The 12,229-nt window shown below is 46.4% G+C and carries 11 protein-coding genes; all 11 read left to right on the plus strand.

All coding sequences use genetic code 11. From position 1 onward, the window contains the following. The first annotated feature begins 28 nt into the window (after nt 1-28). A complete protein-coding gene (locus ACIQXV_RS07570) occupies nt 29-1,636 on the plus strand; it encodes a C39 family peptidase (RefSeq protein WP_402957466.1) in 1,608 nt (535 codons plus the stop codon). Nucleotides 1,637-1,873: 237 nt separating this feature from the next. Further along, a complete protein-coding gene (locus ACIQXV_RS07575; protein WP_402957467.1) occupies nt 1,874-2,314 on the plus strand; it encodes a low molecular weight protein arginine phosphatase in 441 nt (146 codons plus the stop codon). Between the two features lie 247 nt (nt 2,315-2,561). Then, nucleotides 2,562-3,008, plus strand: a complete 447-nt coding sequence (gene rpiB, locus ACIQXV_RS07580) for a ribose 5-phosphate isomerase B (protein WP_402957469.1) — start codon at nt 2,562-2,564, stop codon at nt 3,006-3,008. A 30-nt stretch (nt 3,009-3,038) separates the two neighbouring features. Then, the gene (locus ACIQXV_RS07585) at nt 3,039-3,605 is read left to right on the plus strand and encodes a TIGR01440 family protein (RefSeq protein WP_402957471.1); all 567 of its coding nucleotides are present in this window, start codon (nt 3,039-3,041) and stop codon (nt 3,603-3,605) included. 168 nt (nt 3,606-3,773) lie between these two features. Further along, nucleotides 3,774-5,015 carry a serine hydroxymethyltransferase gene (gene glyA, locus ACIQXV_RS07590; protein WP_402957473.1) on the plus strand — a complete coding sequence of 414 codons (1,242 nt, stop codon included), beginning with the start codon at nt 3,774-3,776 and terminating at the stop codon, nt 5,013-5,015. A gap of 159 nt (nt 5,016-5,174) precedes the next feature. Beyond that, nucleotides 5,175-7,058 (plus strand): phosphotransferase, encoded by a 1,884-nt coding sequence (locus ACIQXV_RS07595; RefSeq protein WP_402957475.1) that lies wholly within the window; start codon nt 5,175-5,177, stop codon nt 7,056-7,058. Further along, nucleotides 7,045-8,010 carry a DMT family transporter gene (locus tag ACIQXV_RS07600; RefSeq protein ID WP_402957477.1) on the plus strand — a complete coding sequence of 322 codons (966 nt, stop codon included), beginning with the start codon at nt 7,045-7,047 and terminating at the stop codon, nt 8,008-8,010. The genes ACIQXV_RS07595 and ACIQXV_RS07600 overlap by 14 nt, the downstream gene beginning before the upstream one ends. 127 nt (nt 8,011-8,137) lie before the next feature. Continuing rightward, on the plus strand, nt 8,138-8,767 hold the full coding sequence (upp, locus tag ACIQXV_RS07605) for a uracil phosphoribosyltransferase (RefSeq protein WP_166240159.1): 630 nt from the start codon (nt 8,138-8,140) through the stop codon (nt 8,765-8,767). A gap of 251 nt (nt 8,768-9,018) precedes the next feature. Then, nucleotides 9,019-11,253, plus strand: coding sequence for a S8 family serine peptidase (locus tag ACIQXV_RS07610; protein ID WP_402957480.1), 2,235 nt, complete (start codon nt 9,019-9,021; stop codon nt 11,251-11,253). Nucleotides 11,254-11,606: 353 nt separating this feature from the next. Next, nucleotides 11,607-11,792, plus strand: a complete 186-nt coding sequence (locus tag ACIQXV_RS07615) for a hypothetical protein (RefSeq protein ID WP_402957482.1) — start codon at nt 11,607-11,609, stop codon at nt 11,790-11,792. 42 nt (nt 11,793-11,834) lie between these two features. Next, nucleotides 11,835-12,209: an ATP synthase subunit I gene (locus ACIQXV_RS07620; protein ID WP_402957484.1), complete on the plus strand. Its 375-nt coding sequence runs from the start codon at nt 11,835-11,837 to the stop codon at nt 12,207-12,209. The last annotated feature ends 20 nt before the right edge of the window (nt 12,210-12,229 follow it).

The following is a 12,229-nucleotide window of genomic DNA, read 5'->3' on the forward strand; positions in this document are numbered from 1 at the left end:
TAAAGGCGTATTTAGGGGAGGTAAACAGGTGCAGCGAAAATTATTGAATATGCTTTTAATTTTTTTGATCGCTATTTCTCAATCTCTTTTTCCAAAGCTTGCATTTGCTGAAACAGCAGGAACAAATGGAACGGCGAATGACCCATTACAAATTCAGTTATTGGAAAAAGTCACTGACCAAACGACGGTCATCAATGGGATTACTTTCCCGAATGCAACTGTCAAAGTGGAAGACAAGACGGGAACCCTTCTTAATTCCACACAAGCCGACACTGCAGGAAGGTTCGGGGCATTAATACCGAAGCAGCCGGCAAACACCATTCTGAAAATAACGGCGGATGATGGGTCAGGAAATACATATTCTCTAGAGGTAACCGTAGCTGGATGGGTCGAAGAGAGCGGCCATTGGTACTACTATGGGCAAAATGGCGAAAGGCTAACAGGCTGGATCACCGATAACGGAAACCGCTATTATCTTGATCAGACAGGCGCCATGCAGACGGGCTGGTTCTTTAATCAGGGCAAGTGGTATTTTTTAAAAAATAGCGGGGCGATGCAGACGGGCTGGCTTTACGACAAAAATAAATGGTACTACCTTGATGGCTCGGGCGTTATGGCTACCGGCTGGGTGCTTGATGCAGGCAAGTGGTATTACCTTCATGATTCAGGAGCTATGGCGGCAGGTTGGGTGAAGGCTTCCAACCGTTGGTATTATTTAAATAGCAGTGGAGTGATGCAGACGGGCTGGCTCTACGATAATGGAAAATGGTATTACCTCACAGACAGCGGCGTGATGGCGGCAGGCTGGGTGAAAGTCTCCGATCGTTGGTATTATTTTAACGGCAGCGGGGCAATGCAGACAGGCTGGCTCTATAATGGCGGCAAGTGGTATTACCTCAACGGTTCAGGTGCCATGGCCACCGGCTGGTTACTTGACGGTGTGAAATGGTACTACCTTAATTCAGATGGCACGATGAAAACCGGTTGGCTTCAAAGCGGCTCGGATTGGTATGATCTTGGCGGCAGTGGTGCTGTTTCAGGGGTCCAGCTGGATGCTCCATTGATCGCCCAAATGCCTGAGCTGCCGCGCGGCTGTGAAGTTACATCGCTTGCGATGCTGCTGCAGGATGCCGGTGTGCAGGCAGATAAAATGACGTTAGCGTCACAGGTGCGGAGAGACCCGACACCCTATTCAAAAGCAAATGGACAAGTATACTTTGGAAATCCATATTCAGGCTTTGTCGGCGATATGTATACCTTTAGTAAGCCGGGGCTTGGTGTTTACCACGGGCCAATTGCTGAACTGGCTGAAAAATACTTGCCAAATCGTGTGATTGATTTTACCGGTTCAAACTTTGAAGAAATTTACAAGCATTTAAATAATGGCAAGCCTGTATGGGTGATTGTAACCTCATGGTACGACACCGTCCCATCACAATATTGGGAGACGTGGAATACACCTGCTGGGAAAATTTCGATTACTTATAAGGAACACAGTGTCCTCGTTACCGGCTATGACAGCCAATACATCTATTTCAACGACCCGCTGTCCGTAACCAAAAACCGCAAAGTAGCCATCAGCGCCTTCAAACGCGGCTGGGAACAAATGGGCAAACAAGCTATCACCTACCGTTAAGTAGTTAAGGGTGACAGGCACCAATTCCCCTATAGTTGGGTTATTAAGGGTGACAGGCACCAATTCTCCTATCGCGGGGTTATTAAAGGTGACAGGCACCAATTCACGGCATCAAATCTCGATTGCAAATGGCCTTCTTTCGTTTTGTTCGGAAGGGGGCTTTTTCAAAAGGGGACGAATGGAACGGTTGGAATTAACTGAAATTGTTCTATAATAGGAGGAAAGGGGGCGAATACAGTGCAGCGCATTTTGTTTGTATGTACGGGAAATACATGTAGGAGTCCAATGGCCGAAGCAATTTTGAACGAGAAGCACATCGATGGAATCGAGGTAAAGTCGGCAGGAATTTATGCCGCAACCGGCAGTGAGGCATCGGCACATGCAAAGAGGGTGCTTGATGACAACAAGATTTCGCATAACCATCGTTCAAGCCTGTTAAAAGGTGCTGAGGTGGAATGGGCAGACCTCATTTTAACGATGACATCCGCCCACAAATTTGCAATCCAGCAGCAATTTCCTCAAGCTGTTGTAAAACTGTTTACCTTAAAGGAATACACCGGCGAACCATTCAATCACGATGTTGTCGATCCATACGGCGGGAGTTTGGGGATGTATGAGGCAACCTATCGCGAGTTAAATGAATTAATTGATAAGGCGATAGAAATATTTAAATCGTAGGTGAAATCGGCACGAGGCGATTTTGAAAAACGAAGGCTGGCGCCGGTGCAGCTGGAAACATAAAGTTTGAGTAGCAGTACTGCTGAAAAAAGTAATCGAAGCCGTGAGGCGAGGCAATAAGCTGTATCAAATCTATGCTCTCTTTAAAAAGGGAGCAATTATTTTTTTGTAGTAGAAACTTTATATTTATAGAACAGTGTGTCAAAATGAAAGCATATTTTTGTAAAAGGAACAGGAGGAATTTTACATGAAAGTGGCTTTAGCATCCGACCATGGCGGGATCCATATTCGCAAAGAAATCGCCAATTTACTTAAGGAATTACAGATTGACTATGTGGATTTCGGCTGCGAGTGTGAAACATCGGTGGATTATCCAGATTACGCGCTGCCTGTTGCAGAAAAGGTAGCGAGCGGTGAGTTTGATAGAGGAATTTTGATTTGTGGAACGGGAATCGGCATGAGCATTGCTGCCAACAAAGTGAAAGGCATCCGCTGTGCCCTTGTACATGATACGTTTAGCGCAAAAGCGACGCGTGCCCATAACGATTCGAACATGCTTGCCATGGGTGAGCGCGTCATTGGCCCGGGATTAGCGCGGGATATCGCCGAAATCTGGCTGACAGGGGAATATGAGGGCGGCCGTCATGCAGGTCGTGTTGGAAAAATTACGGAATATGAAAATAAGCACTCTTAAATTTTCTTTTTAAAAGGAAGGTCGAGGCTGATGATTCACGAATGGGAAAAAGAGCTAGAAACGATCGTAACTGAATTCAAAGAGCAAGCCGCTTTTAAGCCAGGGCAGCTGATGGTTGTCGGCTGCAGCACAAGCGAGGTCATGGGTGAACGAATCGGAACGTCTGGAACCCTTGAAGTAGCAGAGATGATCTTTGGCCAACTGAAAAAGCTTCGTGACGAAACTGGCATACATTTGGCCTTCCAATGCTGCGAACACTTAAACAGGGCATTGGTCATCGAACGATCGGTTGCTGCCGCCCGCGGTTTCGATGAGGTTTCCGTCGTTCCCGTCAGGAAAGCAGGCGGAGCTATGGCCACACATGCTTTTGCGAACATGGACGATGCAGTCGTAGTAGAGTTCGTGAAGGCGGACGCTGGGATCGACATCGGCCACACATTGATTGGCATGCACCTGAAACATGTCGCCGTTCCTGTTCGCGTCACACAAAAAACCGTCGGCCATGCCTACGTCACCCTGGCAAAAGTACGGCCAAAACTAATCGGCGGCGCCAGAGCCGTCTACGAAAAAGAAACCGAACATCTAAGCTGCACATAGTGCAAAGGGTGACAGGCACCAATTCTCCTATCGGTGGGTTAAAAAGGGTGACAGGCACCAATTCTCCTATCGGAAGGTTATTAAGGGTGTCAGGCACCAAAAAACGTGCTATTATAAAGAGGGAATTTTCTAATTGTTTGTATTTTGTACATAAAAGGGGGATTTATCATGAAGTATTTGTCTCAAGCGGACGAGCAGGTCTTTAAAGCGATTCAGCAGGAATTAGGCCGTCAGCGCTCGAAAATCGAACTTATTGCCTCAGAAAACTTTGTAAGTGAAGCAGTTATGGAAGCACAGGGGTCTGTTTTAACCAATAAATATGCAGAAGGCTATCCGGGCCGCCGCTATTATGGCGGATGTGAATATGTCGATGTGGTCGAAGACCTCGCTCGCGACCGTGCGAAGGAAATTTTCGGTGCGGAATATGTGAACGTGCAACCGCATTCAGGAGCACAGGCGAATATGGCTGTCTACTTCACCATCCTTGAGCAAGGCGATACTGTCCTAGGTATGAACCTCTCCCACGGCGGTCACTTAACACACGGCAGCCCCGTTAACTTTAGCGGTATTCAATATAACTTCGTTGAATATGGCGTGGATGAAACGACCCACCGCATCAATTATGAAGACGTTCGCGAAAAAGCACTGACACACAAGCCAAAGTTAATCGTGGCCGGTGCCAGCGCCTACCCGCGCGAGATTGACTTTGCGAAATTCCGCGAAATCGCTGATGAAGTTGGCGCGTACCTAATGGTGGATATGGCCCACATCGCCGGTCTTGTGGCCGCAGGCCTGCACCAAAATCCAGTGCCATACGCTGATTTCGTTACCACGACTACACATAAAACCTTAAGGGGTCCACGTGGCGGGATGATTCTGTGCAAAGAGGAATTTGGCAAGAAGATTGATAAATCCATCTTCCCTGGCATTCAAGGCGGCCCGCTAATGCACGTAATCGCTGCGAAGGCCGTTGCTTTCGGCGAAGCACTGCAGCCCAGCTTTAAAGAATATGCTGGAAACATCATCGAGAACGCCAAGCGCTTAGCAGAGAGCCTGCAAAAAGAAGGCTTAAAGCTTGTTTCTGACGGAACCGATAACCACTTGCTGTTGGTCGATGTCCAAACACTTAACTTAACCGGTAAGGTTGCGGAAAAAGTCTTGGATGAAATCGGCATTACCGTGAACAAAAATACGATTCCATTTGATCCGCAAAGCCCGTTTGTCACTAGTGGCATCCGCATCGGTACGGCAGCAGTCACCAGCCGCGGCTTTGGTTTAGAAGAAATGGACGAAATCGCCTCCATCATCGCCTTCACATTGAAAAATCATGAAGACGAAGCCAAACTTGAAGAGGCGCGAGGACGCGTTGAAGCATTAACAAGCAAATTTACTCTATATCCAGAATACTAATTTTTAGCAAATCGACCCTCATCTGACGAGGGTCGATTTTTTTTTTGGAAAATTGTAAAGAAAAGGTTAAATTTTTGTAAATTTTTTATATACAGAGCTAAAAATATATGATACGATTCGATTGTTCAAAAATTGAACATCGAGGAGCGCGATTCAAGAATGTATCAATTTCAGTTATTAGAGGCACTAACAAAAAACGCCAACGCTTCACAAAGATATTTAGCGAAATTAACGAACCTTTCAGTGGGAAAGGTGAATTACACATTAAATCAACTGGCTGAAGAACATATGATTGTTATCAATAAAGAAGGCAGAATCTACCGTTATGAAGTCACCGATAAAGGCAAGGAATTTTTAAAAAGGGAATTAGACCAGCTGCAAGTGACGAAGGTCACCCTGCATAGTAATGAAAGAAAGGTAGTTAAGCAGGCTGTTATTTTAGCAGCCGGCGAAAAAGCAGAATTTGATCAGCCGGCCTGCTTGCTGCCGATCAAGGATACCACTCTGTTAGAAAGAACGATCGGCATCCTTGAGAATAATGGCATTGAAAAAATTATCATCGTGATCGGCTATAAAAAGGAGGCATTTGCCGAATTCAAGTCTTTAAAAGATAACCGGGCAATTCATTTTGTTGAAAACCCACGGTATCTTTGGACGGGAAGCATGGCCTCTCTTGCCGCGGCGTCACAACTAATTACCGATGATTTTATCCTGGTCGAGGATGATATTCTGATTGAAGAAAATGCGGTCACCGAGCTGTTGAACCGAGAGGAACGCGATTGTCTTCTAGTCACAAAAGAAAGCGGCTCAGGCGATGAGGCTTTTATTGAAATTCAAAATGATTATCTTTACAAAATCTCCAAAGACATTCACCAGCTCAATCGAATCGATGGGGAAATGACCGGCATAACCAAGTTTTCCTATGAAGTTTACCAAGAAATGCTGCAATTGTTTGCCAACAATAAAAACCCATATGTGAATTATGAATATGTCCTTTTGGATGTATCAAGGATTATCAATGTTGGCTTTTATAAAATCCCTGACCTTGTCTGGGCGGAAATGGACAGCTACGAGCATCATTTTAAAGTGGTCGATAAGTTTTACCCGATGCTGATGCGGAAAGAGGCTGATTTTAAGGAACGGGAATTGAAACAAACCATTGCGGGCGCCTTGAATATTACGATTGATGAGGTAACATCTGTTGAGGTACTTGGCGGACTGACAAACCGCAATTACAAGGTGACCGTTGGCGATCAAGAGTACGCTGCCAGAATCCCCGGAAAAGGAACGGAGCAATATATCAATCGTCAGGATGAAAAAGTCAACTCGGAAATCACCAGCAACCTTGGTATCAATCCGGAGGTCATTTATTTCAATGAAAAAACCGGCTTGAAAATTGTCACGTTTATCCCAAATGCCGAAACACTGAATCCGAAGACAGGGACAAGAGAGGATAACCTGATCCAGGTGGCGGGAATCTTTAATCGCCTCCATACATCAGGCGAAACCTTTCAGGCCAGATTCGATGTTTTTGAAAAAATCACCGAGTACGAAACGATTTTAGCCGATTTAAACGGTGCCGTGTTTGATGCCCATGACGTGGTAAAACAGCAGGTGCTCGAGCTTGAGGAGTACTACAAATCGCTAAACATACCGCTTGTTCCCTGCCATAACGACCCGCTTGCCGAAAACTTCGTCAAAAGCGGGGAGGAGAAAATGTTCCTGATTGACTGGGAATTTTCCGGCATGAACGACCCGCTATGGGATGTGGCTGCCTATATTATTGAGGCTGAATTGTCTCCTGCAGAGGAAAAGCTGTTCTTGCTCCATTATTTCAAGGGAACGATGACGACAGAAAGTCGTCAGCAGCTGTTATTGAACAAGATTTTCCTAGATTTCCTTTGGACCATCTGGGCGCTAATGAAAGAAGCGGGCGGAGAAGATTTTGGTTCCTACGCGCTGAATCGGTTTACCCGTGCACAACAACATTTACAGGAATACCAAATTCAGTTTAAGGAGACCTCCCAACTTGGAAAAATTTAATCCGAAGGGCGTTGCCATCGGGCTCGGGGCAGGATTGACATGGGCGATTGACACGATTTTGATCGGTTATGCCCTGTCCTCGACAACCTTTTTAAAATTTAGCGATATTGTCTTGGCAGCTCCATTGCTAAGCACGTTTTTACATGATAGTTTCTCGTCGTTGTGGATGATGATTTTAATGGCCGTCAGAGGCGAGCTCGGCGAGTCCTTTCGCAAGCTGAGGACGAAAAGCGGTATGTGGGTGGTGCTCGCGGCAACACTTGGCGGACCTGTCGGGATGACTTTTTATGTCCTATCAGTACAGAAAATCGGCGCATCATTTACGGCTTCGATTTCATCGATTTTTCCGGCAGTCGGCGCCTTGTTTGCCTTCTTAATCTTAAGGGACAGACTTTCGTTGAAAAACTGGCTCGGATTACTGATCAGTATTGGCTTTACGATTGCCCTCAGCTATTCCGGCGATTTGATTACGGGAACCTCGGTTTCCATTGGTCTTATTTTCATTATCTTTTGTATTTTTGGCTGGGGAATGGAGTCAGTCATTTCGGCTTACGGGATGAAGGATGATGAGGTAAGCCCGCTGCAAGCCTTGTTTATCCGCCAATTAACATCGGCCGTGATCTTTGCGGTCTTGATCATTCCAATCTTTGTCGGTCATTCACTAACCGTACAGGTAGCATCGACGAAGACCTTCTGGTTTATCGGGCTTATCGCCTTGTTCGGTACACTTTCTTATGTATTTTATTACCAAGCAATCAAGCTGATCGGCCCTGTCCGGGCGATGTCGCTGAATATTTCTTACGTAGCTTTTGCAATTTTTCTAGATGTCATATTCTTAGGCGGCGATTTCTCCTTGAAAAATATCATCTTCGCCGTGTTCATTATGGCGGGTGCCGTATTAACGGTCGTCGTTGATCACAAAGAGCCGGAATTGAGTAATAGGGCTGCATAGGTGAAACTTGCCGGCATTTGTCGGCAAGTTTTTTTATATCTTCTTGGAGTCGCGAGTTGCTCAACGGCTTTTTTTTCTGTAAAATGAGACGAATGCATGATTAAATTTTTAAAAAGGGGCGATTATTGTGGCAAAGGTATACGTCTTCGACCATCCACTGATCCAACACAAGCTTACGTACATACGGGATATAAATACAGGAACAAAGGAGTTCCGCGAGCTCGTCGACGAAGTGGCAACATTGATGGCGTTTGAAATCACAAGGGATATGCCGCTTGAAGATATCGAGATTGAAACACCGGTATGCAAAACAAAATCAAAGGTTCTTTCTGGGAAAAAGTTGGGGTTGGTTCCGATTTTACGGGCAGGAATTGGCATGGTAGACGGAATGTTGAAATGTATTCCGGCTGCGAAGGTTGGTCATGTTGGATTATACCGTGACCCGGAAACGTTAAAGCCTGTGGAATACTATGTGAAGCTGCCAAGTGATGTGGAAGAGCGTGACTTCATCGTCGTCGATCCGATGCTGGCGACTGGCGGTTCTGCGATTGATGCAATACATGCTTTGAAAAAACGCGGAGCGAAACATATCAAATTCATGTGCTTGATTGCTGCACCGGAAGGCGTCGAAGCAGTAAAAACAGAGCATCCTGACGTTGATATTTACATCGCCGCCTTGGATGAGAAGCTAAACGACCATGGCTACATCGTGCCCGGCCTGGGCGACGCCGGCGATCGGTTATTTGGAACGAAATAAGTTTTTGGGGAAAGTCGAGTGAGTGCCGCTCGGCTTTTTTTGATGGGAGCAGCGTCTTAAGAGGGTTCTACGTGTCGGAACCGTGCGAAAAAGGGAGTCAAGGTAACGTAGAGTGGTTCTACGTGCCCGAACCGAGTGAAAAAAGGAATCAAAGGTAACGTAGAAAGGTTCTATGTATTCATCTTCTTCAGAAAAAATTGCATACTTTCCCCTCTCAATGAAAACGATAGTGAAAAAAGGGGAATTCTCACATGAAATTGCTGCTTGCCATTCTTCTCTCGATTCAAACTCCTAAAACACTCATCCACCCACCCATACCGAAACCGACTCAAAACACAATCGCGATCGTGCTACTGGAACAGCCGCAATCCGAGCAGGAAATCAATCAGCTCATTAGACCGTATAAAGATGTGAAGCTGCGCCGTGTTTTCCATGAGGCCATTGATGGTTTCTCGATTCAAGCCAGCCCAGAGACAATCGCCAAACTGGCGGAGCAACAACAAATCCTGAATGTTTCGCCCGTTACGCAGTACCAGGCCGAGACCGAGGAAAGTGTCAAGATTATTGGCATAGATGCGGTGCGCAGTTTTTTTGATCAAAAAAATGAACGGCTCACTGGAAAAGGTATTACCGTCGGCGTAATCGATACCGGTGTTGATTACACCCATCCGGATTTAAAGCGAAATTTTGCCGGCGGTCATGACCTTGTCGACAACGATCTGGATCCGATGGAAACTCTTGCACAAGGAAAAGCGACCATTCATGGAACACATGTCGCCGGTATTATTGCGGCCAATGGAAAAATCAAAGGCGTTGCCCCGGAGGCGAAGATTGTTGCTTACCGTGCACTGGGTCCCGGCGGCGGCGGGACAACAGAGCAGGTGATTGCGGCAATTGACCAGGCAATCAAAGATAAAGTCGATATTGTTAATTTGTCGCTTGGGAACGATATCAATGGGCCGGACCTGCCGATCAGCCTTGCCCTCAACCGCGCCGTCGATAAAGGGATTGTTGCGGTAGCAGCATCCGGCAATTCCGGACCGAATGTGTGGACGGTCGGCTCGCCTGGCACTGCCTCGAAAGCCATCTCTGTCGGCGCGTCAACACCGACGATGGAAATCCCTTCTTTACTAATAGAAGGAATGCGGGAAAAAATCCGCCTCCAGCCGCTAGAAGGCTCTGGCCAATGGGCCATAGACCGCACCTTGGAGCTCGTGGATGGCGGCATCGGCAGGAAAAGTGAGCTCAAACATGTTCAAGGGAAAATTGCCCTCATTAAGAGAGGTACATTGACGTTTTCGGAAAAAGCAAAAAATGCCCTGGATGCGGGCGCTAAAGCGGTGCTGATTTACAATAATATGAGCGGCGGCTTCATGGGAAACCTCGATACTCAGCTGACCCTCCCTGTCGGATCACTCACGAAGGGTGACGGAGTTATTTTACAAAAAGAATTAAAAAAACGAAGTGTGACGGCGCGAGTCTTGGTGAATGAAGAACGGGACCGGCTGGCGGATTTCAGTTCGCGGGGGCCTGTGACGGGGACGTGGGAAATCAAGCCGGACATTGTTGCGCCGGGGGTGGCGATTAATTCGACGGTTCCGGGCGGCTACCTCAGTCTGCAGGGGACGAGCATGGCGGCGCCGCATGTGGCGGGGGCGTGCGCGTTAATCAAACAGGCGCATCCGGAGTGGACACCGGAGCAAATCAAGGCGGCGTTGATGAACACGGCGAAACCGCTTACTGGAACGGCGAAAATTCAGGTGAAGCGGAACGAGGGAAACCGTGGAGAGGCGGCCGAATCGCCCTATTACCGCACGTACGAGCAGGGCGCCGGCAGAATCCAAGTGGATGAAGCAATCAAGGCTGCATCGCTTGTGTCACCGAGCAGCATTCGGTTTGGGAAGTTTTCCGCTGAGGGTGACAATCATAAAGCACATTTGCATGTTGAAAATACGAGTGAAAAAGGGCAGCGCTACTCGTTTGCTATTCCAAAAGAGACGGATGGGCTTACGTGGCGGTTTCCGCTGTCGTTTACCCTGGAGCCGGGGCAAGCAAAGGATATCACGGTGGAGTTAATGGTGGACCCAAAGGTTTTTAAGGGGAAGATCCATGATGGCTTTTTAAGTTTGCAGGCCGGATCGAGGACGATTCAGCTTCCGTATTTGTATGTGCTCGAGGAGCCGGGATACCCGCGGGTGATGGGATTCGAGTTTGCGGCAGGGGACAAACCGGGGGAGTACCGCTACGAGGTGTATTTGCCTGGCGGGGCAGAGGAATTTGGGATTGCCTTGTTTAACCCGGAGGATTACCGCTTTGTTGGCTTTTTAGATACGCTGACTAATGTAAAAAAGGGAACGATCCGCAAGACCATCCCTGCTGAGGAGCTGCCGGCAGAAGGGACCTATCTTGTGAAAGTTTTTGCCAAAAAGGCGGGCAAGGAGGATTTTATCGAGACGATGATTGGGATTGAGAAGAAAGAAGAGTAGCTGAAACAGATTGCCCTCCTAGCCCGTTTCATTAAAATTGAATTAGAATATGATTAACGGCAGATTAAAGTTCACAAAATAGACACAAAATCGACTAAAAACGTTAGAAATTTACAATACAATGATAGTGTAAACATAAATTTTTAAATGGAAGAAATTTCGGGAATTGTTTGTGGATTAATTCACGTAAATTCATTGACATTGAAGGGTGCCTATTGTATGCTAACAAAGGGTGTGAATGATAGGGTTTTCATTATTTTCAAATAGGATTTACCTGTCGAAAATAGCGTCTATTATTGATCCCAAAAACCTCAAGTCCGTTGCAAATTCTCTTTAAAGTTTGGGAGAATAGGATGCAAAAAGACCGCAATTCAGTTAAGGCTTTTGTCCCAAACGTCCGCAATCTCTCACAACTGGTGGGAGCCACACTATCGCTAAATTTTCAGGAAGATGGTTTGTTGGATCATTATTGGGGTACAGAACCAATTTTCTTAATAATCGGATTGTTCGTTGGTCTTACGGCAGTATTTATCCCATGAATACAACCGATCCGTCATTTCTTTTCAGGAGATTAACCAACCATGCCGGAACTTCATTTAATGTTTTCAAGACAGCGAAGATGGATGTTTTTTTTATTGGCTATTTACGTACTCGGCTGGGGGTTCACGTCTTATCAAACAATCTTTCTGGGATTGGTTTTTGGGACAAGTTTGAGCCTCTTTAATTTGTGGTTAATGGTACGAAAGATGAAGCAGTTTGGTGATTCGATTTCACAAGGGAAAAAGGTACGATCACTCGGATCTTTTTCACGGTTTGCGACGGGTGCGCTGGCCGTGGTTGTTTCAATGAGGTATCCGGAGCATCTTCACCTCATTAGTGTGGTTATAGGGTTAATGACATCCTATATTGTCATTATGATAGATTTTTTTATACATTCTTTGCAAATACATAAATAGCGGGGAAGCGAGGTGAATAT

Origin of the sequence: Neobacillus sp. NPDC097160 (assembly GCF_044762155.1) — a bacterium.
Classification (GTDB): domain Bacteria; phylum Bacillota; class Bacilli; order Bacillales; family Cytobacillaceae; genus Neobacillus.